The organism is Acidovorax sp. AC410 (genome assembly GCF_979253235.1).
The window spans coordinates 381182-403513 of sequence record NZ_CEEDCG010000001.1; the positions used below are offsets into that span (position 1 = coordinate 381182).

15 protein-coding genes are annotated in these 22332 nt (G+C 69.0%); 3 read left to right on the plus strand and 12 right to left on the minus strand.

Features of this window, described 5'->3' with window-relative positions:
- Positions 1-5: 5 nt before the first annotated feature.
- From AC0IZS_RS01730 to AC0IZS_RS01750, 5 genes are all read right to left on the minus strand, one after another.
- Positions 6-746, minus strand: coding sequence for a cupredoxin domain-containing protein (locus AC0IZS_RS01730; RefSeq protein ID WP_471634067.1), 741 nt, complete (start codon positions 744-746; stop codon positions 6-8).
- A gap of 22 nt (positions 747-768) precedes the next feature.
- On the minus strand, positions 769-1206 hold the full coding sequence (locus AC0IZS_RS01735) for a group I truncated hemoglobin (RefSeq protein WP_471634068.1): 438 nt from the start codon (positions 1204-1206) through the stop codon (positions 769-771).
- Between the two features lie 25 nt (positions 1207-1231).
- The gene (locus AC0IZS_RS01740; protein ID WP_471634069.1) at positions 1232-2164 is read right to left on the minus strand and encodes a DUF3034 family protein; all 933 of its coding nucleotides are present in this window, start codon (positions 2162-2164) and stop codon (positions 1232-1234) included.
- Between the two features lie 119 nt (positions 2165-2283).
- Positions 2284-3093, minus strand: coding sequence for an anti-sigma factor (locus AC0IZS_RS01745; RefSeq protein ID WP_471634070.1), 810 nt, complete (start codon positions 3091-3093; stop codon positions 2284-2286).
- 9 nt (positions 3094-3102) lie between these two features.
- Positions 3103-3678 carry an RNA polymerase sigma factor gene (locus tag AC0IZS_RS01750; protein WP_057202064.1) on the minus strand — a complete coding sequence of 192 codons (576 nt, stop codon included), beginning with the start codon at positions 3676-3678 and terminating at the stop codon, positions 3103-3105.
- A gap of 360 nt (positions 3679-4038) precedes the next feature.
- Here AC0IZS_RS01750 and AC0IZS_RS01755 point away from each other — a divergent pair, with 360 nt between their 5' ends.
- A complete protein-coding gene (locus AC0IZS_RS01755) occupies positions 4039-4380 on the plus strand; it encodes a c-type cytochrome (protein WP_471634071.1) in 342 nt (113 codons plus the stop codon).
- 12 nt (positions 4381-4392) lie between these two features.
- On the opposite strand, the gene AC0IZS_RS01760 is transcribed toward AC0IZS_RS01755, so the two are convergent.
- From AC0IZS_RS01760 to AC0IZS_RS01790, 7 genes are all read right to left on the minus strand, one after another.
- Positions 4393-5322 (minus strand): EamA/RhaT family transporter, encoded by a 930-nt coding sequence (locus tag AC0IZS_RS01760; protein ID WP_471634072.1) that lies wholly within the window; start codon positions 5320-5322, stop codon positions 4393-4395.
- A gap of 96 nt (positions 5323-5418) precedes the next feature.
- Entirely contained in the window at positions 5419-6582 is a 1164-nt protein-coding gene (locus tag AC0IZS_RS01765) for an alpha-hydroxy acid oxidase (protein ID WP_471634073.1), read from the minus strand.
- A 97-nt stretch (positions 6583-6679) separates the two neighbouring features.
- A complete protein-coding gene (locus AC0IZS_RS01770; RefSeq protein ID WP_471634074.1) occupies positions 6680-7540 on the minus strand; it encodes a DMT family transporter in 861 nt (286 codons plus the stop codon).
- Between the two features lie 88 nt (positions 7541-7628).
- Entirely contained in the window at positions 7629-9908 is a 2280-nt protein-coding gene (locus AC0IZS_RS01775) for a bifunctional diguanylate cyclase/phosphodiesterase (RefSeq protein ID WP_471634075.1), read from the minus strand.
- A 111-nt stretch (positions 9909-10019) separates the two neighbouring features.
- Positions 10020-12326 carry a penicillin-binding protein 1C gene (gene pbpC / locus AC0IZS_RS01780; protein ID WP_471634076.1) on the minus strand — a complete coding sequence of 769 codons (2307 nt, stop codon included), beginning with the start codon at positions 12324-12326 and terminating at the stop codon, positions 10020-10022.
- A complete protein-coding gene (locus AC0IZS_RS01785; protein WP_471634077.1) occupies positions 12319-12687 on the minus strand; it encodes a hypothetical protein in 369 nt (122 codons plus the stop codon). The genes pbpC and AC0IZS_RS01785 overlap by 8 nt, the downstream gene beginning before the upstream one ends.
- 37 nt (positions 12688-12724) lie before the next feature.
- Entirely contained in the window at positions 12725-18685 is a 5961-nt protein-coding gene (locus AC0IZS_RS01790) for an alpha-2-macroglobulin family protein (protein WP_471639451.1), read from the minus strand.
- Between the two features lie 233 nt (positions 18686-18918).
- Between AC0IZS_RS01790 and AC0IZS_RS01795 the strand changes: the two genes are divergently transcribed.
- Complete coding sequence (locus tag AC0IZS_RS01795; protein ID WP_471634078.1) at positions 18919-21042, plus strand: catalase; 2124 nt, start codon at positions 18919-18921, stop codon at positions 21040-21042.
- 9 nt (positions 21043-21051) lie between these two features.
- Positions 21052-22320 (plus strand): OpgC domain-containing protein, encoded by a 1269-nt coding sequence (gene opgC, locus AC0IZS_RS01800; protein ID WP_471634079.1) that lies wholly within the window; start codon positions 21052-21054, stop codon positions 22318-22320.
- Positions 22321-22332: the final 12 nt, after the last annotated feature.

Genomic DNA, 22332 nt, shown 5'->3' on the forward strand with positions numbered 1-22332 from the left:
CCCCGTCAGTGCGCGTGCTGCTGGAGCGGCTGCGCCTGGCTGTACGAGCCCATGGGGCCGCCAGGTGCGGTGGAGGGCGGCGGCGCACGGCGCACGCGCGGCACCACGCTCAGTTGCACCGTGTCGAGCACCGGCGTGGCCAGCACCTGCACCGCCTTGCGCGGCAAATCCACCAGTTGCTCGGCATGCCACACGCGCACCTGGGCCGCGCCCTCGGGCACGCTGGCGAAGCGGGCAATACCGTTGTCGTCGGTCTTGAGGGTCCAGGCCGAATCGGTCACGAACACATGGCCGCGCATGGAGCCGTGCAGGTGGCAGCCGAGCAGCACCACCCCGGCGGTGTCGAGCTTCACGTCGGCAAAATTCGAGGGCTTGCCATCGGCCTTGCCGGCCAGCCGCAACTCGAAACCGCCAGCACCAGGCGCCGCGCTGGCAGCGGGCGTGGCGGCATTGCCGCGCACATGGTGGTCCCAGCGGTCCTGGTTGGTGAAGCGCACCGTGGTGCCCGGCACCACCACCGTCACGGCAGGCACGAAACGCATCTTTTCCTGCTCGATCACGGGGCTGGGCGCCACCAGGGTGGGCGCCGCAGCGCCGCCCGCGGGCGGGTAGACCACCACCACGGCATCCGGAACGGGCTTGCCGTCCTTGTCCAGAACCTGGATCTGGACATTGCCGGCGTGGGCCGCCATGGCAAGGGAGCCGGCAGCGATACCGGCGGCGATGGCGATGAGTGTGTGTTGCATGGGCAGGGTTCCCTCTCTGAAGTCAGTGAACGGTGATCACGTCGCGGTGCATGGGGGCCAGCAGGGCCAGCAGGCGGTTCTGCTGGGCGAAGGGAATGCCCTGCGCATCCATGGCGCTTTGCAGCACCTCGACGAGCGCATGGAAGTGGCCCTTGTTGATCTGCATGTCGGCATGGGCCGATTTCATATCGGCGCCTTCGTATTTGCAAGGCCCGCCGCTGAGCTGGCAGAACTGGTCGGCCAGGCTCTCCTTGAGCGCAGCGGGCTTGACGTCCTTGAAGTGGGCGCCGATGCGCGGGTCCTTCACGGCACGGTTCACGAAATCGTCCACCAGGCGGTCGATACCGGGCTTCTCGCCCAGCGCCTGGTACAGGCCGGCAGGGGCTGCGGATTGGGCCAGGGCGGGCACCGCCAGCAGGCAGGCACAGGCGAGGCCAAAGGCCATCAAGGTCTTTTTCATGGGCTGTCTCCAAAGGTGCCGGGGGTCAGAAAGCGGCCTGTGCCGACAGGTAGTAGCCTGTCTGGCGGCGGCCCTGGGTCACGCCGGGCACGATACGGCCCAGGTCCACGTAGGCCAGCGTGAGCGAGAGGTGCTTGCTCGGCGCCCAGGCCACGAAGAGGTCCTTCCAGTCGTCCTCGCGCAGCCCTGCACCCAGCCCCGCGGCAGCGCCCAGGGCCTGCAGGTTGTTGGGCTTGAAGCGGTATTCGGCACCCACTGCCAGGTTCTTGCTGAGCAGGTAGGCCACCGAGAACTCGGGCTGCAGGCTGCGGCCGTTCTTGCCGGGCGCCGCCGAGCCAAATCCCAGCAGGCCGTTCTGGTTGGCGTTGGTGGAGCGCAGCGTGGCATTGACCAGCAGGCTTTGCGCCAGAAAGAGCTTGGTGGCGCTCACGTACACATCGGTGCCGCTGTCCTTCACGCCCAGGAAGTTGTAGACCGACTGGATGGAGCCGGGGTGCGCGCGCTTGTGCTCGATGCCCACGGCGATCTGGGGCATGAAGCTGTCGGCGTCGAGCACGGCATCGCCGGCGACCTTGACCTTGAGCCCCACCACGTCCGTCTTGATGTGCTGGCCCGGCGTGACGCCAAACGCCGCGATGCCGTTGAGCGCCAGCGCCGGCGAGGCATCGAAGTCCTGCCGTGCCAGCGACAGCTCGGCGCGGTCGAACAGGCCCACGGCCACGCCGTAGCCGGTGAGGCCGTAGTCCTGTGTGCGGGCCCGCGTGGCATAGCCGCTGAAACCGACCTCACCCTCGGTGGCATTGCTGCCGATCACGGCCCAGGGCGTGAGCCCCCCGCCGGCCGAGCCGGCAATGGTGTTGACGCCACCGGTGAGCAGCAGCTTGCCGGTATCGGCATGGGCCAGCCCGGCCGCCATGGCCAAGGCCGCGAACACGGTGAAAGGACGCCTGTGGTTCATCGGGGGCTCCAGTACGAAAGCAATGTAAGAGGATGTTGCACCCTACTTACGCAAACGGGTGCGCCACGGATTCAAAAACCACAGATATTTTTTCCGCCTCCGAACGGACAGGCGCGGTTTCAGAGCATGCGCTGGATCAGCTCGCCCTTGAACAGCACAGGCCCCGTGGGGCCGCCCGCGCTGGGCACGCCTCCGCGCGGCTCCAGGCTGATGGCCAGGGCCGGCACCTGGCGCATGTCGGCTTCGCCGGCCGTCAGGTTGAGCAGCTTTTCCTGGCCCAGCACACCCAGCGAGCGCGGGCCACCCGCTGGTGGCAGCGCCCACAGCTGCAGCGACTTGTCCGCCCCTTCCTGGAAGCCGCCCACGCGCTGCAGCACGAGCTGGTTGTTCTTGGGGTCAAAAGTCACCAGCATGGAGGCAGCCGCCTTGTCGTCGGCCAGCACGGCCACGTACTGGATCTGCGGTGCAGCCTGCAGCTGCTGGCGCAGCTCGGCGATCTGGGCGCCGCTGCTGGCGCGCAGCCCACCGTTGACCTGCACCCCAACCACCACCGCCACCAGCGTGGCAAGGGCCCCCGCTGCCGCAGCGCCCCGCCACAGCAGCAGGCTGCGCAGCCAGCCACCGGGCCCGGTAGCTCCAGGCAAGGCCGGCTCCTGACCGGCCAGGCGCGCGGCCTGCATGGCCTGGGCCTGCCGGTCGGCCTGCACCAGGTTGTCGATGCGTTTCCAGACGGCCGCATCGGGCTGGGCCAGCTCCTGCAGTTCGGCCAAGCCCGACCAGTGGGTCTGCCACACCAGGGCGGCCGCCCGCACGGCCGCATGTTCGCGGGCCAGGGTCTCGAAGCGGCGGCGTGCGCCGCCGCGCAGCGTGCCCAGCGCGTAGCTGGCAGCCAGGCGATCGAGCAGTTCGGGGTGTTGGGTGATGTTCATGGTGCCCCCTCAGATATAGCGCGCCATGCACTGGCGCAACTGCTCCAGGCCGCGCCGGATCCAGCTTTTCACGGTGCCCAGGGGCAGTTGCAGCTGCTCGGCCAGTTCGCTGTGGCTCTGGTCGCGCAGGTAGGCCAGGCTCACCACCTCGCGCTGCTTGTGTTCGAGCTTGCCCAGGCACTGGTGCAGCGCAAAGGCCTGCTCGCTGGCCTGGGTCACGTCCATGGGGTTGGGCGAATCGCCCTCCAGGGTCTGCGCCATTTCGTCGTCGAATTCGTTGGTGAGGTCGCTGCGCTCGGAGCTGCGCTTGCGCAGCGCGTCCAGGGCCCGGCTGCGCACGATCAGCCCCATCCAGGCCATGGGCGGGCTCAGCGACGCGCGGTAGTTGCCGGCCCCGCGCCAGATGCTCAGGAAGGCCTCCTGCAGCACGTCCTCGGCCACGTCGCGGTGGCGCACAATGCGCAGCGCCAGGCCGAACAGCTTGGACGAGGTGCTCTCGTACAAGGCTTTCAGCGCGGAGTCGTCCTGCGCGGCAATGCGGTCGAGGAGGTACATCAGTTCACTGTCTGGGGTGAGGGTGCTCATGCGCCGATTGTGTGGGATGGGCCAGAAATCACGGTGGAAGTTCCAGGGGGTCTGCTGTGAATACGCCACATACCCGCATCTGGATGCAGGGGCGCAACCTTTAAAACCGCCTCCGTGCGGCTGCGTCCGTGCCTGCATCCAATGGCTGGCCGGCTGCGTATAGGTCGCACAAGGCACGAGCGGCGCCACCAGGGTACTGCCCGCGCTCCCCCCATCCGACCCTGCCAGGCCCCATGAACGACCACACCCCACCGGACTTCCCTGCCCCCTTTTCACCAGGCATCTCCAGCCAGGACTGTCAGGATGGGGCGTGATGTGATGCGGGCATTGGCGGTGTTGGCCACCTGCATGCTGGGTTTCATGGGCACCGTCGCATCCGCGCAATCGGTGGAACGCGGGCGCGCCGTGTACCAGGAGCATTGCGCAGGCTGCCACAGCGTGGACGCGCACCGCGAGGGCCCGGCGCACCGCGGCGTGCTTGGCCGCCGGGCAGGCGCCCTCAAGGACTATGCGTATTCACCGGCCCTGCAGGGCAGCAAGCTGCTGTGGACCCGGGCCACGCTCAAGGCCTGGCTGACCGACCCCGAGGCGCTGATCCCCGGCCAGGCCATGGACTACCGCCTGGATGATGCGCAGGAGCGCGAAGACGTGGTGGCCTACCTGGCCACGCTCAGGCGACTGACGGCCGCGCCTGCCCCCTGATACGGCGCCCTGCTACCACTGCGCGCAGATGCCCACCAGCCCCGCCAGCACCAGCGCCAGGCCGATGCCTTCGGTGCGCGACAGGCTTTCGCGGAACATGCGGCGCGACACCAGGTAACTGAACAGCACCTCCACCAGCCCCAGCGTGCGCACGTCGGACGCCGGGCGCATGGCATAGGCCGTGAACCAGGCGATGGAGGCCAGCGCGCCCATGGAGCCCGCCACCACCGACAGCCGCCAGGCACGCGCAATCGCACCGGCCACGCCGGGCTGGCGCGCCAGCAGCCAGCCGCCCAGCACCAGGGTCTGCAGCAGCTGCGCCCAGAACACGCCCCAGGCGCCGGCCACCCAGGGTGCCACGCCCTCGCCCAGCGCCAGCGACGCCCCGCGAAAACCCACGCTGGCGAGCGCAAAGCACGCCCCCGAGGCCAGGCCGTAGACCACCAGCTTGCGGCTGCCGCCCGCCCCTGCGCGCAGCGCGCGCCAGCCGCCGGCCGGCAGCGAGAGCAGCACCACGCCCACGGTGGCCACGGCCATGGCGCCAAAAGCCAGCGAGCCGGGCAGTTCCTGCAGCAGCACGGCCGAGAACAGCGCGACCTGCAGCACCTCGGTCTTGGAATAGGCCACGGCGAGCACGAAGTTGCGCTCCTTCATCGCCAGCAGCAGGAAGGCCGTGGCCCCCACCTGCGTGAGCGCACCCATGGCCAGCCAGGCGGCATAAGGCAGCGAAAAGTGGGGAACGCCGTAGCCGGTGCCGACGAAGGTCAGGCCCGCCACCCAGGCCGAGGCCAGCGGCAGCCCGTAGAGAAAGCGCACCAGCGTGGCCGCCAGCGTGCCCAATTCGGCCGTGACGGAGCGCTGTGCGGCGTTGCGCGCCGTCTGCGCGAGCGCGGCCCAGAGGGTAAGGGGAATCCAGGCCCAGGCCATCCATGAAAGAGTCATCGATGGGTTATAACGCCCTGCCGTGGCGCCCAGACCACTCCAAAGGGCACGGCGGCCATACAGGCTGGAGAAGGCCCGCGCTACCTGGCTGGATGCCTACACCGGGTAGGTGCCGGGTAGCAGGATTGAGCGGTCCACGTTATTGATGTTGGTATGGCCGCAGAAGGCCATGGTGATGTCCAGTTCCTTCTGGATGATCTGCAGCGCGCGGGTCACGCCGGCCTCGCCGAACGCACCCAGGCCGTAGAGGAAACTGCGCCCGATCAACGTGCCCTGCGCGCCCAGCGCGCGGGCCTTGAGCACATCCTGCCCGCTGCGGATGCCGCCGTCCATCCAGACTTCGATGTCCTTGCCCACGGCCTGGGCGATGCCCGGCAGTGCGGCGATGGACGAGGGTGCGCCGTCGAGCTGGCGCCCGCCGTGGTTGCTCACGATGAGCGCATCGGCCCCGCTGTCCACGGCCAGGCGCGCGTCCTCGGCGTCCATGATGCCCTTGAGCACCAGCTTGCCGCCCCAGCGCTTCTTGATCCACTCCACGTCGCCCCAGTTGAGCTGTGGGTCGAACTGCTCGGCCGTCCACGACGACAGCGACGACAGGTCGCCCACGCCCTTGGCATGGCCGACGATGTTGCCGAAGCTGCGGCGCTTGGTGCCCAGCATGCCCATGCACCACTGCGGCTTGGTGGCCAGGTTGATGAGGTTGCGCAGGGTGGGCTTGGGCGGGGTGGACAGGCCGTTCTTGATGTCCTTGTGGCGCTGGCCCAGGATCTGCAGGTCCAGGGTGAGCTGCAGCGCCGAGCAGTTGGCGGCCTTGGCGCGGTCGATCAGGCGCTCGATGAAGTCGCGGTCGCGCATCACGTAGACCTGGAACCAGAAGGGGTGGCGGCCGGTGTTCTCGGCGATGTCCTCTAGCGAGCAGATGCTCATGGTCGACAGCGTGAACGGAATGCCGAAGGCCTTGGCCGCACGCGCGCCCAGGATCTCGCCGTCGGCATGCTGCATGCCCGTGAGGCCGGTGGGCGCAATCGCCACGGGCATGGCCACGTCCTGGCCAAGCATGGTGGTGCGGGTGCTGCGGCCCTCCATGTTGACGGCCACGCGCTGGCGCAGCTTGATGGACTGGAACTCGGCTGTGTTGGCGCGGTAGGTGCCCTCGGTGTACGAGCCCGAATCGGCGTAGTCATAGAACATGCGCGGCACGCGGCGCTGGGCGACCACGCGCAGGTCTTCGATGCAGGTGATTTTCGACAGGTCAGGCACGGGGTCCCCTTGTTATGGATGCAGCGCATCGTAGCCCCGCCGCGGCGCGGGCGGCATGAAGGCTTTTGTGCGGCCGTTGAAATTTTTGCATGGGCGATCAGCGGCGCGCCAGCGCCACCCCGGCGATGGCCACGACGAAGCCCACGAGCTGGGTGGCCGAGAGCGTCTCGCCGAAGATGAACCAGGCCTGCAGCGCCGACAGCGGTGGCACGGCGAGCAGCAGGGCTGTGGTGCGCGTGGCCTCGCCCTGGCGCATGAGCCAGATGAGCAGCGTGGCGCCACCGATGGACAGCACCAGCACCGAGAACGCCAGGTAGCCCCAGAGCGCGGCCGAGTTGTCCCAGTACGGCTGGCCCACGGTGAACGCCATGGCCAGCAGCACGGCCACGGCGCCGATGTTCTGCACGGCGCTGGCGCTGCGCAGGTCGTCGCCCGCAGCCAGGGGCGATTTCTGCACCATGGAGCCGATGGTCAGCGAGAAGATGCTGCCCGCCGCGACCAGCACCACGGGCAGCGACAGTGCACTGGAGTCGGCCGCCTGCAGGCGCGGCAGCAGCACCATGCCCACGCCGCCAAAGCCCAGCGCCAGACCGGTCCAGGTGGTTCCCGACAGGCGCTTGCCCAGTACCGCCACGGCCAGCAGCGCCGTGAACAGCGGCTGCAGCGCGCCGATGAGCGACATGATGCCCGCTGCCAGCCCCTGCGACATGGCCCACCAGCTGGGCCCCAGGTACAGCCCGCTCATGAGCGCGCCGGCCAGCAGGTGCATGGCGACGCGACGCCACCCCTTGGGCCAGGCGGCCCGCACCCAGATCGCCGCCGCGATGAAGGCGGCGGCCACGCAGGCGAAGCGCAGCGCCAAAAACCAGAACGGGTCGGCATGGCTGGCCACGCCCCGCCCCGCAAGAAAGCCCGTGGACCAGATCAGGACGAACAACACCGGGGCGAGCGCATGCATGGGAGGCGAGAAAAAAGCGGGCAGAACCGGCGAGCATAGACGCATGCCGCCCGCCGCGCTGGGCAGGGCCCGGCACACCTGCCGCGTGCTAACCCGGCCCGGTCACCGGCGGCCTGATCACCCGTGGCTCGGCCCCGGGGCCTGCGGACAGCATGAACTGCAGGCGGCCGCCGCGCTTGGCGGCGTACATGGCGGCATCGGCGTGCTGCGTGAGTTCCTCGAAGGTCGTGCCATGCTCGGGAAACACGGCGATGCCGCCGCTCAGGCCGATGCGCAGCGCCTCGCCACCCAGCTCGAAGGGGTTGGCCGCGCCGGCCAGCATCTTGCGCGCCACGCTGCAGGCGCCCTCCGCGTCGTCCAGGCCCGGCAGCAGCACCACGAATTCGTCGCCGCCCTGGCGGCACACGGTGTCCGAGCCGCGCACGGCGGCCTTGAGGCGCTGCGCGAACTGCACCAGCAGCCGGTCACCCATGTCGTGCCCCAGCCGGTCGTTGACGGCCTTGAAGCCGTCCAGATCCAGGTACATCACGGCCAGGCAACGGCCATCGCGCCGTGCATGGGCGACGGCCAGTTGGGCACGGTCCTGCAGCAGCAGGCGGTTGGGCAGGTCGGTCAGCGCGTCATACTGGGCCAGGTGGGCCATGCGCGCCTGCATGGCCACGGCCTCGGTGACGTCACGCAGCACCGCCACGGCACCGGTCACCGTGCCATGCCGATCGGTGATGGTGCTGGCGGTCTCCTCGACGTCAAAGCGCTGCCCCGACGTGCGGTGCCGCACCACGCCACGCACCGGTGCCTCGGGCGGATGGCCGTTGATGGCGCTGTGCAGCGCGCCGGGCAGGGGCCGGTCCGTGTCCGGCTCCTGCAGCCGGACCACGGCCTCGACGCGGCTGCCCGCGGCGTCGAAGGCCTGCCAGCCCGTCAAGCGCTCGGCCACCGGGTTGAGGTAGGTGATGCGGCCCTGCGCATCGGTGCAGATCACGGCATCCCCGATCGCCTGCAGCGTCAGGCGGATGCGCTCCTTCTCCTCGAACAGCTGCTCCTCCATGCGCTTGCGGTCGGTGATGTCGATGGTCTGCGAGAAGACACCGCGCACGGTCCCCCCGTCCACGTCGGGCACATAGGAAACCAGGGCATGGCGCAGCGCCCCGGCCTTGTCGGCCAGGGTGCATTCGAAGAGCTGGCGCTCTCCGCGCAGCGCGCTGCGCACGAAGGGCTCGCACAGGGCGTACTGGGCAGGGCCCAGCAGGTCGCTGCAATGCATGCCGCGCAGCTGGTCGGCGGATACGCCGAACCAGCTGTCGTAAGCGCTGTTGGCAAAGCGGTTGTTCAGGTCTGCATCCCAGTAGCTCACGAGTGACGGCAGGTTGTCGAGGATGGTCTGCCGATCACGCTCGGCCACGCGCAACTCGGCACTCACGGCCTGGCGGCGCAGCAGTTCGCGCACGAACAGCGTGGCCAACCCCACGCACCCCGCCATCAGCAACGCCGAGAACACCCCGAGCACCCAGGCACTGCGGTACCACTTGGCCAGCACGGTATCGCCGGACTGCGCCACGTCCACGACCAGGGGGTAGCTGCCCACATGCCTCCAGGCCTGGAGGTGGCGCACACCACCGCTGCCCACAGGGTCGGCGGTGTAGCTGCCCACGGGGGCCGCCTGCAGCCGGGCCAGGGCCTGCGTGCCGGCGATGCTGGCATAGGTGTCGTCCTCGGCGCGGGGAAAGCGCGAGATCGGCACGCCATCCATGCGGTACAGGGTCACGCTGCTGCCGGCCCCCAGGTCCAGCGAGCCGAAGAGCCCGTCGAAGTAGCTCAGGCGGATGGCCCCCACCACCACGCCGGCAAAGGACCCGTCAGGGTGGTGGTAGGCCCGTGTCAGCGGGAGGATGGCGAGCCCGCTCATGCGCGAAGGCACGGGGCGGCCCACATGCAGGCCCTGCTCCGGGTCCTTCGAGAGCGCAAGGAAGTAGTCGCGGTCGGCGAAATTGGCCTCGTGCGGGGTCAGCGTGGAGGAGTGCAGCACCACCTTGCCCCTGGCATCGGCCACCAGCACCGCCCCCGAGCCCGGCACCTGCAGGGAGCTGTCGAACAGCACGCCGCTGCGGATCTCGGGCGACAGAGCCATCACCTCGGGGCGCTCCAGCCCCGCCACCACGCCCTTGAGCGATTCATCGAGCGAGCGGATCGAGTCGCCAATGCTGCGCTCCAGCGTGCTGGCCAGGTTGGCATTGGTGCGGCTGGCGTAGTCCCAGCTGTCCTCCCGCATGGTCCAGATGGTGCGGGCGAACAGCACACCAATGCCCAGGGACACCAGCAGGGCCAGCCAGATCAGCCTGTGGGAGAAAAACTGGCGGGAAAAGTGCATGGACAGGCGTGCGTTGCGGGGCAGGCGTCATGCAGACCCGGTTATTTGCAACACAGTGTAACGCCGCCTCTATGCCAGGCATAGCGCGAAAAGGCAGGGCTTTTGCGGCATTTATCGGCGCGCTGGCGGACTGCCGCCGGCCGCCCGCACACCCGCCCCCCGCACTTCGAACGGCAGCGTGTCATGCACCTTGCCGCGCGCGTCCACCAGTTCCAGCTGGTGGCGCCCGGGCCAGGGCGGCCAGGCCCAGCGCGCACCGCGCCCCTGCTCGCGCCCGTCGATGCGCCAGCGCAGGTCGCGGCCGCCGCTGGCCACGAACTGCAGGCGCTGGCGCTCGGGGGGAATGTCGGGGTCGAGCGCGATGATGGTGCCCGGCACCGGGGCCAGGATCCGCGCCGAGGGTGGTTCGTCGGCAGCCTGCACTGCGGCGGGTGCGCCCCGCAAGGGCCTGGCACCGCGCTTCGCAGCCACGGCGTCGTCCGCCGGCCCGGTGTCGATGGCAAAGCGCGCCTGCTGGGTGCCGGGAACGAACCATTCCTCGCGCGCCGCTTCCAGCGGCAGCGGTGTCGCCCCCTCCTGCGCCGCCTGCAGGGCGCCGAACTGCACGGCCTGGCGCACCAGCCCCTTGGGCGCGGCGGGCGCCCGGCTGGGCTCGCGCGCATGCAGAAAGCCCATCACCGACGCCCAGATGGGCGCCGCGCCACTGGTGCCGCTCACGTCGTGCATGGCAGCGCCGCTGGCGTTGCCGACCCACACCCCCACGGTGTAGCGCTCGGACCAGCCCACGGCCCAGTTGTCGCGCATGTCCTTGCTGGTGCCGGTCTTCACGGCCGACCAGAAGCGCGTGGCGAGCACGCTGTCGGTGCCGAAGGTGCGCGAGCGCGCATTGCCGTCGGACAGGATGTCGCCCACGATGAAGGCCGCGCCGCCATCGATGGCGCGCACCGGCGCTGCGCCCGGCTGGCCCGGCCACACCCGCACCGGCCCGCGGTGGCCGCCGTTGGCCAGGCTGCGAAAGGCATTCGTCAGGTGCAGCAGCGGCACCTCGGGGCTGCCCAGGGCCAGGCTGTAGCCGAAGTAGTCGCCGCTCTCGCGCAGCGGCAGGCCCAGGGCGCCGAGCTGGCGGTGGAAGGCATCGGGCGTGACCATGACCAGGGTGCGCACGGCCGGCACGTTGAGCGAGGCCGCCAGCGCGGTGCGCGCCGAGACCCAGCCCTTGAACTGGCGGTCGTAGTTCTGCGGGATGTACAGGCCACCGGCCGTGGCGATGTGGGCCGGCGAATCGTCCACCAGCGATGCGGCCGTGAGCCGCCGCTCGGCAATCGCCTGGGCATACAGGAAGGGCTTGAGCGTGGAGCCCGGCTGCCGCAGGGCCTGCACGCCATCGACCTCGCCGGCCTGGCTGAGCTGGCCCGACGAGCCGACCCAGGCGAGCACGGCGCCCGTGGCGTTGTCCAGCACCAGCACCGCGCCGTCTTCGACGTTGCGGCCCTGCAGCTCGCGCAGGTGCTGGGCCAGCGTCTGCACGGCAAAGCGCTGCAGCGGCGCCCGCAGGGTGCTGGCCACCCGTTCGGGCACGGGGGCTGCGCCCGGCACGGCCTGCTGCTGGCGCAGCAGGTAGCGGGCAAAGTGCGGCGCAATGCCCTCGCTGGCATCGAACGCCCGGCGCTGCAGGGCGGCGGTGACGAACAGGTCCAGCGCATCGCAGTCCACGCGCGCCGCCACCTGGCCGGGGCGCTGCTGCAGGTCGCGCAGCACGCCGCAGGCCCGCTGCGACACCAGGGCCGGGCGGGCATTGGGCGCGCGCACCAGGGCGGCGGCCACGGCGGCCTCGCGGTCATCGAGCCCGTGGGCGGCCTTGCCGAACAGGGTGCGGCTCAACGCATCGATGCCCACCAGCTCACTGCGAAACGGCACCAGGTTGAGGTAGGCCTCCAGCACCTGGTCCTTGCGCCAGCGGCGGTCCAGCACCTGGGCCGCCACGGTCTGGCCGAGCTTTTGCACCACCGTGCGCCCCCCCGGGCCCTGGCGCCAGTCGCCGTCGAGCAGGCCGGCCAGCTGCATGGTGATGGTGCTGGCGCCGCGCGTGCGCTGGTTCCACAGGTTGCCCCAGGCCGCCGCCGAGGCCGCGCGCCAGTCCACCCCGCTGTGTTCGTAGAAGCGCTTGTCTTCGCTGAGCACCAGGGCCGCACGCAGCGCGGGCGAGATGTCGGCCAGCGGCACCCACTGGCCGCGGCGCACTGTGGCATCGGTGCGCAGGCGCTGCACGACCTCGCCCTCCTGCGAGAGGACGAGGGTGTCGGAGGGCCTGAAATCCTGGCGCACCTCGGTGAAGCTGGGGATGGCATGGGCGGGCAGCACCGCTGCGGCCGCCAAGGCCAACGCCAGACGGCGCCACCAAAGGGCTCGATCAGCCACCGGGATGCTCCCGCTCGAAGCGTTTCTCGGCCTCGGTCAGGTGGTGCAGCAGCACATGCGAGATGAGGTTCACGCCGATGCCGCCGAAGACGGCCGGCAGCACATAGAGCGCGATCGACACCTCCGATGCGAACACCGAATCGTCGGCCAGCGAGGGCGTGTGCCGGGCCAGGGCCGCCATGCTTTGCAGCAGGTAGACATCGACGCCCGCAATCAACACCAGCGCAATGCCAAAGCCCAGTACCGCCAGGCGCGAGATGGCGCGGGTGCGCAGCAGCGCCGCATAGATGCCGGCAGGCAGCACCAGCGAGAAGACCACCAGCACCCAGAACCGCAGCTCCACGAAGACGCTGGCGTTCATGGCCGGTGCCTCCGGGGCGATGCTGCGGTACGCGGTGTCACTTGGCGGCCTCGACCTTCACGCGGGCGTTGGGGAACTCGCCGAACATTTCGGGCGCGTACATGGCTTCCACGCGGCTTGGGGGCAGCGCGAAGTCGCCCACGTTGTTCAGCCGCACGGTGTACTCCATCTTCACCGTGCCCTTGGGCAGGTACTGGTAGTAGCTGCGGAAGGACTCGAAGCTGCGCTCCTCGAACGCCGGCCAGCCGCTGCCGCTGCGCTTTTCGCCCTGGGTGGCGATCTCGGAATCGCGGCCCAGGCCGCTGCCCAGGATGGTGGCGCCACCGGGCACCGGGTCGGTGATGGCGACCCAGGTCATGTCGGCACTGGCGTTGACCTCCAGCGTCACGCGCAGCACGTCGCCGCGCGTGTACTGGCCGGCGGGCAGCGACTTGTTGGCCTGCTCCACCGGGGTGATGGTCTTCTTGATGGCGTAGCCGGCAGCGAACGGTGCCTTGAGCTGGATGGCCGCCACCGATTGCAGCGTGAGCCAGGGCTTGCCCGTGCCCTGGTGGGCCACCGCCAGGCTCTCCTTGCCGCCCGCGGCCGCCCAGGGCAGGAACATGCTGTTGTTGCGCAGGTTGCCGGGCGCCGCCGGTGCGCCGAACCAGGTGGTCTGGTGCGCCGCGCCGCTGGCGTCAGAGGTCTTGATGCGCTCGACCTTGGCCCAGTCCACGCTGGCGCTGCCCGTACCCATGCTGGCCTTGGTGCTGCCGGCGACCGGCGTGGCCTCAAACTTGGCCGAGAACTTTTCGAGGGCCAGGCCGCCCCAGAGGTTGGCCGTGGTGGTGTGCCAGGCGCCGCCCTGCTGGCGGCTGATGAAGCCGTTGGCCAGGCGGCCCATGTCGTCCTTCCAGGTCGGGTCGTCCATCACGGCCAGCATCAGGCGCGCGGTGTTGACGTCGCCGTTCTGCATCAGCCACCACCAGTAGTCGTCCTGCTCGGTGCTGAAGATCAGCTTGGTGCCCTGGAAGGACAGGCGGCTGCGCAGCACCTGCATGGCCTCGGCCAGGCGCTTGTCGCGCTCGGGCACGTCGGCCACGCGGCGCAGCACGTTGACCCAGTCGATCACCGAGTGCGTGGGCCACTGGTTCGGCGCCACGGTGATGCTGCTGACCATGCGGCCCTGGGCCTTGCCGTAGCGCGACAGGGCCTCGATGGCGGCCAGCTTGCGCATGTCCAGGTCCTTGCGTGGGCTCCAGAACTCGCGCTGGATGCGGCCTTCGATGAAGGCGATCAGGCCCCGCTCCATGGGCGCGCGCGCATCGTCGGGCAGCGCGAAGGCCGGGTCGATGCTGGACGCTTCATGCGTGGCTGCCAGCAGGTAGGCCGTGAGCGTGTCGCTGCCGCGGTTGGCGTCGCCGTCGCGCGGCGGGAAGTAGTTGGCCAGGCCATCGCTGTCCAGGTAGGTCGGCAACTGCGCCACCACCGTCTGCCAGAGCCTGCCGTCGCGCATGCCCACGGCCTTGCTGGTCTTTTGCTCCAGGCAGATGAAGGGGTAGTTGGCCCACCAGTCGCGCACGCCGGGCAGGCCTTCGGCCAGCTTGGGCTGCAGCGACATTTTCAGGCCGCCGCGGCCGGGCAGTGCATCGGCCGGCGGGTTCACGTCGAGGTTGAAGCTGCCGTCGACCTGCACCAGCGTGGCCTGCTGCACCGTGAGCGGTATGGCCGGGATGATGCGCTGGCGCGCCTTGAGCGCATCGCGCGCGCCACTCACGGTGTCCTTGGCATCGATCTCCCAGAGGATGGCTTCGGCGCGGGTCTGCGCCAGCTGCGCCGGTGCCGTCACGTTCCAGGCCACCTCGCGCGACTCGCCGGCGGGGATATCGACAGTCTGGGGCTTCACGTCCAGCAGCGTGGCGCGCGGCGACACCTCGACCTTCATCGCCGCCTTGGTGGTGTTGCGCAGCGTGAGCTGGGCGCGGAACTGGTCGTCCTCGCGCACAAGCGGCGGCAGGCCGCTGATGATCTGCAGGTCCTGCGTGGCGCGGATGCTGGTGCTGCCGGTGCCGAACAGGCCCACCGAGGCATCGGCCACGGCGACGATCTTGAAGGTGGTGAGTGCGTCGTTCAGCGGCACCGTCACCTTGGCCTGGCCATTGGCGTCGAGCTTGAGCGCGGGCTCCCACAGCAGCAGGGTTTCGAGCAGCTCACGCGTCTGCGCACGGCCGCCGCCGCCGCCCGCGGGCACCGCCTTCTTGCCGTAGTGGCGCCGGCCGATGATTTCCATCTGTGCGGTGGAGGTCTGCACGCCCCAGCTGCGCCGCTGCAGCATGGATTCGAGCAGGTTCCAGCTGGTGTTGGGCATCAGCTCCAGCAGCGCCTGGTCCACCGCGGCCAGCGCCACCTCGGCATTGGCGGCAGGCTTGCCGTTGGGCAAGGTGGCGGTGATGGTGACCTGCGCCTTGCCGCGCACGGCATAGCTTTCCTTGTCGGCCACGACCTTCACGTCGATCTGGTGCGCCTTGCTGCCCACGCGGATCTCGGCCAGGCCCAGGCGGAAGGCCGGCTTGGACAGGTCCACCATGGCCGTGGGGGCCTGGTATTCCTTGCCCTCGTACCAGAACGAGTTCCACCACTCGCGTGGCGACTTGAAGCCCCAGGTGAAGAAACTGTACCAGGGCACGTCGCGCAGGCGTCCGCGCAGGGCCAGCACGCTCACATAGACGTTGGGTCCCCAGCCCTCCTCGATCTTGAGCTCGATGGTCGGATCCTGCCCATTGAGCTGCACCACGCGGGTGTCGATGATGCCTTCGCGCTCCACGGCCACCAGCGCGGTGGCAAAGCGGAACGGCATGCGCACCTGGAACTTGGCGGTGTCGCCCGGCTGGTAGCTCTTCTTCTCGGGCAGCAGGTCGATGCGGTCGTGGTCCTCGCCACCGAACCACAGCTCGCCCTGGCGCGTGACCCAGACCGAGGACGCGGCCTCGCTGGTGTTGCCGTCGCGGTCGCTGGCAATCGCCACCAGTTCCACCTCGCCGGCCTCGTCGAGCTTGGATTCGCACAGCAGCAGGCCGCGGCTGTCGCTCTTGCCGCTGCAGACGGTGCCCAGGTCCTTGGTCTCGGTCTGGTTGTCGTAGCTGTAGAAGCCGCCCACCATGCGCTTGCGCGTGGTGGTGGTGATGCGCGCCATGGCCTTGACCTGCAGGGGAACGTCGGCCGCCGCCGTGCCGTTGTGCTGCAGCGCCAACGCCTGGAAACGGATCTTCTGCTGGGCCGAGACCCAGCCCTCGGTCTTGATGCCGGCGACCACGCCCGCAGGCCACACGGTCTGCGTGCTGCGCAGCGTCTGCACTTCGCCATTGGGGTCGGCGTAGGTCGCCTCCATCACCAGGTCCTGGGGCTGGCGCCCCTGCGGCACGTTGTCGATGGTCACCTTGCCGGCGCCGTTGCGGTCCAGCGTCACGGCCAGCTTGTCGGCGATGACACGGCTGTCCTGGCTGGCGGCGGCCTCTTCATCGTCGCTGTTGCCGTTGCTCGACTGGCCGCGCTTGCGCGGCGGGTTGAAGCTGAAGGCGTCATAGTCGTTGTACTGCAGGGACTTGCTGCGCACCATGGCCGACACACGCACCGGCAGGTTGGCCGCACCGCCGCCGGCCACGTAGTTGATCTGCACGTCGGTGGGCACGGAGCGCACGCGCACCAGGGCCTTCTTGTCGGTCGGCGTGATGCGCCCCTCCAGCACCGGCAGGCGGAACTCCTCCACGCGGAACTGGCCCGAGCTGAAGCTGCGCTCGCCGCCTCCGGCATTGCGCAACTCCACCGAGTACATGCCCAGCTTGGCCGCAGGCGGCACGGCAAAGCTGCTTTGTGCGCTGAAGCCGCCCGTGGCCGTGCTGCGCCAGGCCAGGGGCTGGGTGTACTGCTGGCCGCTCCCCATGTGGGTGATCACCAGCGTGGCGGGACGGCTTTCGGGGATGTCGAAGCCCTTGCGCGTCTCGGTGCGCAGCAGGTGCTTCATCGACACCGTTTCGCCCGCCCGGAACAGGGTGCGGTCGAAGATGGTGTGGGCGCGTTCGTCGGGGCTGGGTTCGCTGCTGGTGGGCACGTTGAAGCGCCAGGGCTCGATTCCGCGCTGCCAGTCGGTCCAGGTGAAGGCCATGTCCTCCACGCCGTCGGCGCCCTTGCTGCGCGCGCTGACGAAGTAGGCGCGCTCGCCCTCCTCGCCGCACATTTCCGGCTCTGAGGACAGTCCTTCGAGGCTGGCCACGCCCTGCGCATTGGTGGTGCCGGTGGCCAGCTCACGGCCGGTGCAGTCGGACACGCGCACGGTGGCGCCGGCCACGGGCTGGCCCTTGTCCAGGCTGGTCACCCAGGCCAGCGCATTCTCGCGGCCGAGCTTGAAATGCACGCCCAGGTTGGTCACCAGCGCCGAGGTGCGCACGTACATGGTGCGGGCGTCGCCATGGCGCTCGTCGAGCAGCGAGCTGCCGAGCCTTTGCGAGGCGATCTCCACCACGTGGAAGCCGGGCGTGAGCGGGATGCCCACCACCTCGAAGGGGCGCGGGTCGTTGCTCGCGGGCTTGGGCAGGTCCAGCGTCTTCACGCCGTTCTGCCCGCCGAGCAGCGAGACCATGCGCGACTGCACGTAGTCGCGCTCGTTGTCGATCACCTTGGGCAACGGGCCCTTGGTGTCGCGGCGCGCTTCCTTGCGGTCGACGTTGTAGTTGTCGTAGCGCTTGACCTTGCGGAACCAGGCGATGATGTCCGAGTCGCTGGTCGGGCGCAGGGTGCTCACCTTGCCGGCGGGTGCCGCGGGTGTGCCGCTGCCCGCCTGCAGGCCTTGCACCTTGAGGGCGGCTTCCACATTGCGCAGCGTGACGGGCAGCAGTGCCGGGCCCTCGGGGCCTTCGGCGAAGCGCTCGACAATGCCAAAGGGCGCGGCTGCGAACTTGGCCAGCGGCGGCATGCCGCCCGTGGCCACCTTGAGCGGGAAGCTGTCGGCATTGCGCAGCGTGCGGCCCGAGGCGTCCTTGAAATCCTTGGGCAGCTCGATCGTGAACTGCGTGTTCTCGACCAGCGGGGCCGTGAACTGCAGGCTGGTGACCACGGAATCGGGGTTCTTGTCCTCGTCCGCACCGCCTTCGAGCTGCGGCTTCAAGGTTTCCTTGCCCGATTTCAGGCGGATGCCGGCCGCCAGCTTGCGCGACAGCGGTGCATTGAAGGACAGGCTCATCGGGCGGATCGGCAGGCAGGCGGCCTGCGCGTTCTCGCGCTCGCAGTTGAATTCGGCCGAGAAGGGTTCGCGCACCTTGTAGGCAAAGCGCTTTTCGACCGCATTGGCCACGCCGCTTGGCGTGGCCACACCCTTGCCAAAGACGAACTGCATGCGCGAGCCAGAAGTCAGGCGCCGGTTGCAGGCAAGGCTCACGTACTGCAGCGGCTGCTGGGCAGCGCGCTTGTCCAGGCCCAGGGATTGGAGGATCTCTGCGCGCTGGCTGCCTTCAACCAGGCGCACGGGGACTTTCTCGCCCACCCCTTCGAGCGAGCACCAGGTGTTGGCCTGGACGCTCTCCAGCGTCGCCGGACCGTTGAGCTGCAGCACGAAGACCTGTTCCTCGTCGATCTCCTGGTAGGTGCCGGGGCGCATGTTCTGCACGAAGGGGCCGCCGGTGTTGAACTGGAAGCTGGTGGGCCCGGTCAGCGCCGTGCCGGTGGCCGACTTGAAGCCCGCCTTGACGGCGGCGGTGCAGCGCACGCCGGGGGGCAGGTCGTTCTCGAAGTCGAAGACCCACTCCTTCTCGCCCGTCCAGCGACCGGTGCCCTTGGTGGCGGCGGCATCGCTGCAGCTCAGGGTGAGCGGCGCGGGCGCCTTGGGATCGCCGAAATTGACGGCGGCCGCATCGAACTTGGCGACCACCTGGCGCACCCGCGCGACCTCGCCCTGGGGGGACAGGCTCGTGATCTGCAGGGCATGGGCCGCACCCATGGTGGCCAGCGACAGGCCGGCGGCAAACATCCAGTTCTTGGCTTTCACGCGATCCCCTCCAAAGGAACTGGCAAGCGTAACAAAACCGCATGGCATGCAGGCCTGCGTTGCAAGCACTTACGTATCCGGTGCGTGCAGCACTTCACGGCGGAGCCTTTTTCTCGCTGCCGACAGGAGGACGGCCCATGGTCCTACCCCGTGCTGGCCTCCCCTGGCGAAAGATGCCTGTTGATCCGTCCCACGACACCTTATCTGGAGCATCCATGGCCAAGTCCCCAGCCATCCGCAAAACTGCGGATAAGCCACGTTCGACCCCTGACACCACTGCGACCCCCGACACCCAGCGCGGCAATGGTGACGAATTGCAACAACAAGCCGGCGGCGATCACCCGGTGATGACCACGCAACTGGGCATTCCGATCGCCGACAACCAGAATTCGCTGCGCGACACACCCCGCGGGCCCACGCTGCTCGAAGACTTCATCCTGCGCGAGAAGATCACGCACTTCGACCACGAGCGCATTCCCGAGCGCATCGTGCATGCCCGCGGCACGGCCGCGCACGGCTACTTCGAGCTGACCGAATCGCTGGCCGAATTCACCACGGCCCGCGTTCTGACCGAAGTGGGCGTGCAAACTCCCGTGTTCACGCGCTTTTCCACCGTGGCCGGCGGCGCCGGTTCCGTGGACACTCCGCGCGACGTGCGCGGCTTCGCCGTCAAGCTGTACACGCAAGAGGGCAACTGGGACATCGTGGGCAACAACATCCCGGTGTTCTTCATCCAGGACGCGATGAAGTTCCCCGACCTCGTCCACGCCGTGAAGATGGAGCCCGACCGCGGCTACCCGCAGGCCGGCAGCGCGCACGACACCTTCTGGGACTTCGTCTCGCTGATGCCCGAAACCCTGCACATGGTGATGTGGGCCATGAGCGACCGCACCATCCCGCGCAGCCTGCGCATGATCGAGGGCTTTGGCGTGCATTCTTTCCGGCTGGTCAACGCCGAGGGCAAAAGCACCTTCGTGAAGTTCCATTGGCGGCCCAAGCTGGGCATCCAGTCCACGGTGTGGGACGAGGCCGTGAAGCTCCAGGCAGCGGACAACGATTACCACCGCCGCGACCTGTTCGAGGCCATCGAGGCCGGCAACTACCCCGAGTGGGACTTTGCCGTGCAGCTGTTCACCGAGGAAGACGCAGCGAAGTTCCCGTTTGACCACCTGGACGCCACCAAGCTGATCCCTGAGGAACTGGTGCCCCTCAAGACCATCGGCCGCATGGTGCTCAACCGCTGGCCCGACAACTTCTTTGCCGAGACCGAGCAGGTCGCCTACTGCCCCGCCAACGTGCCACCAGGCGTGGACTTCTCCAACGACCCGCTGCTGCAGGGCCGGCTTTTCTCGTACCTGGACACGCAGCTGTCGCGCCTGGGCGGCCCGAACTTCGCGCAGATCCCGGTCAACGCTCCCAAGTGCCCGTTCCACAACATGCAGCGCGATGGCCACATGCAGATGCAGGTGCCCAAGGGCCGCGTGAACTACGAGCCCAGCAGCCTGCAGGGCGATACGCCGCGCGCCTCGCTGGCGCAGGGCTTCAGGCACTTTGCCGAGCGCCCCGCCGACGACGGTGCCAAGGGCCGGGTGCGTGCCGAGAGCTTTGCCGACCACTACAGCCAGGCGCGCATGTTCTTTCGCAGCCAGAGCGAGGTGGAGCAGGCGCACATGGCTTCGGCCATCGTGTTCGAGCTGTCCAAGGTGGCCACGGTGCATGTGCGCGAAGCGGTGGTGGGCCACCTGCAGCATGTGGACGCCGCCCTCGCCCAGCGCGTGGCCGATGGCCTGGGCATGGACGCCGTGCCGCCGGCACCGCCTGCTGCCGTGAAGCCGCTGGACCTGCCGCTGTCACCCGCGCTGCGCATCATCGACCGCATGAAGCCTACGCTGGAGGGCCGCTGCGTGGGCCTGCTGGTGGATGACGGCTCCAACGCCAAGTCGGTGGCCGCCTTCAAGAAGGCCGTGGAGAAGGCCGGTGCCACGGTGAAGATCGTCGCACCCAAGGTGGGCGGTGCCAAGATGGACGATGGCAGCCGCCTGCCCGCCGATGGCCAGTTGGCCGGCACGCCTTCCACGGTGTTCGATGCCGTGGCCTCCATCCTCTCGACCGAGATGGGCAACAAGCTTTCGCGCGAGGCCGCTGCGGTGGACTGGTTCCGTGATGCTTTTGGCCACCTCAAGGCCATCGGCGCCTGCCCGGGATCGCAGGCCATCGTGCAGGCGGCCGGCATCGAGCCCGACGCCGGCGTGGTGGACCCCAAGGACAGCAAGGCATTCATCGCTGCCGCGCAGACGCGGCAGTGGGACAGAGAGCCCAAGGTACGCACCCTCGCCTGAGGAGCCGCCATGCCCCCCGCGCCCGCCCCGTCGTTCCAACGCAGTTGGGAGATTGATGCAGCCCGGGGGCTGATGCTGCTGCTGATGACGGTGACGCACCTGCCCACGCGGTTCACCTCGCCGCTGGGCCAGCCCTTTGGCTACGTGTCGGCGGCCGAGGGCTTCGTGCTGCTGTCCGCCTACATGGCGGGCATGGTCTATGGCCGCGTGGCCTGGCGCAAGAGCGTGGCCGAGATGCACCACGCCTTCTGGCGCCGCGCCCTCAAGATCTACGCCTGCCATGCGGCGCTGCTCTTGTTCCTGTTCACGGTGATCGCCTTCATCGGCATCCGCATCGAGCAGCCGGCCGTGGTGGACCTGCTGAATTTCTACGTCAAGCAGCCGTTCACGGCACTGGTGGGCGGCCTGCTGCTGCTCTACGAGCCACCGCTCCTCGATATCCTGCCGCTGTACGTGCTGTTCATGCTGGCCAGCCCCTGGGTGATGGTGCTGGCCTTCGTCTGGGGCTGGCGGCCGGTGATGGTGGTCAGCGGGCTGGTCTGGCTGGCGGCGCAGTTCGGGCTGTCGCACGGGGTGTACGACGGCATCAATGCCCTCGTGCCGCTGCCCGTGCCTTTCAACGAGACCGGTGCCTTCGTGATGTGGAGCTGGCAGTTCCTGTGGATGCTGGGGCTGTGGATGGGCGCCACGCGCAACGACCCGAATGCGCCAGCCTTCACCTTCCCGCGCTGGTCGGTGCTGCTGGCCATTGCGCTGGCCCTCTTCCTGATGGGCTGGCGGCACCTGGTCGGCCAGATCCCCTTTCATGCCGACGGGCCGTATGCCGCGTTCAACCCCTGGTTCGACAAATGGGCACTGGGACCGATGCGCATGGTCAATCTGTTTGCGCTGGTGGTGCTCGCCATCCACTACGGCCCCCGGCTGGCCGCCCGCATGCCGCGCCAGCGCTGGCTGGAGACGCTGGGCTCGGCCTCGTTGCCGGTGTTCTGTGCGCACCTGGTGCTGGTGCTCATGGTGCTGGTGGGGCTGGGGGCCAAGTACGAGCGGCCCTGGCTGCAGGACATCGCCTTGCTGGCCGCCTGCTTCGGCGTGCTGTATGCGGTCGCGCGGGCAACCCTGTGGCTCGAACGCCATCAGAAGGAAGATACCACGCCGCCCGCCGTACTGGCCCCTGGCCAGAAGCGCCCGCCCATGTACCCGCCAGCACCTGCCCGCATGGCGCTGCAGCCCGCACCGCAGGACCCGCCCAAGGCGAAGGCGAAGGCGATTCCAGGATGAAGAGGCGGGCTT

What these genes read in the sequence shown, in the direction of transcription:
- AC0IZS_RS01730 (WP_471634067.1), bottom strand. Translation starts at nt 746, where the DNA reads ATGCAACACACACTCATCGCCATCGCCGCCGGTATCGCTGCCGGCTCC.
- AC0IZS_RS01735 (WP_471634068.1), bottom strand. Translation starts at nt 1,206, where the DNA reads ATGAAAAAGACCTTGATGGCCTTTGGCCTCGCCTGTGCCTGCCTGCTG.
- AC0IZS_RS01740 (WP_471634069.1), bottom strand. Translation starts at nt 2,164, where the DNA reads ATGAACCACAGGCGTCCTTTCACCGTGTTCGCGGCCTTGGCCATGGCG.
- AC0IZS_RS01745 (WP_471634070.1), bottom strand. Translation starts at nt 3,093, where the DNA reads ATGAACATCACCCAACACCCCGAACTGCTCGATCGCCTGGCTGCCAGC.
- AC0IZS_RS01750 (WP_057202064.1), bottom strand. Translation starts at nt 3,678, where the DNA reads ATGAGCACCCTCACCCCAGACAGTGAACTGATGTACCTCCTCGACCGC.
- AC0IZS_RS01755 (WP_471634071.1), top strand. Translation starts at nt 4,039, where the DNA reads ATGGGCACCGTCGCATCCGCGCAATCGGTGGAACGCGGGCGCGCCGTG.
- AC0IZS_RS01760 (WP_471634072.1), bottom strand. Translation starts at nt 5,322, where the DNA reads ATGACTCTTTCATGGATGGCCTGGGCCTGGATTCCCCTTACCCTCTGG.
- AC0IZS_RS01770 (WP_471634074.1), bottom strand. Translation starts at nt 7,540, where the DNA reads ATGCATGCGCTCGCCCCGGTGTTGTTCGTCCTGATCTGGTCCACGGGC.
- AC0IZS_RS01775 (WP_471634075.1), bottom strand. Translation starts at nt 9,908, where the DNA reads ATGCACTTTTCCCGCCAGTTTTTCTCCCACAGGCTGATCTGGCTGGCC.
- AC0IZS_RS01785 (WP_471634077.1), bottom strand. Translation starts at nt 12,687, where the DNA reads ATGAACGCCAGCGTCTTCGTGGAGCTGCGGTTCTGGGTGCTGGTGGTC.
- AC0IZS_RS01790 (WP_471639451.1), bottom strand. Translation starts at nt 18,685, where the DNA reads ATGTTTGCCGCCGGCCTGTCGCTGGCCACCATGGGTGCGGCCCATGCC.
- AC0IZS_RS01795 (WP_471634078.1), top strand. Translation starts at nt 18,919, where the DNA reads ATGGCCAAGTCCCCAGCCATCCGCAAAACTGCGGATAAGCCACGTTCG.
- opgC (WP_471634079.1), top strand. Translation starts at nt 21,052, where the DNA reads ATGCCCCCCGCGCCCGCCCCGTCGTTCCAACGCAGTTGGGAGATTGAT.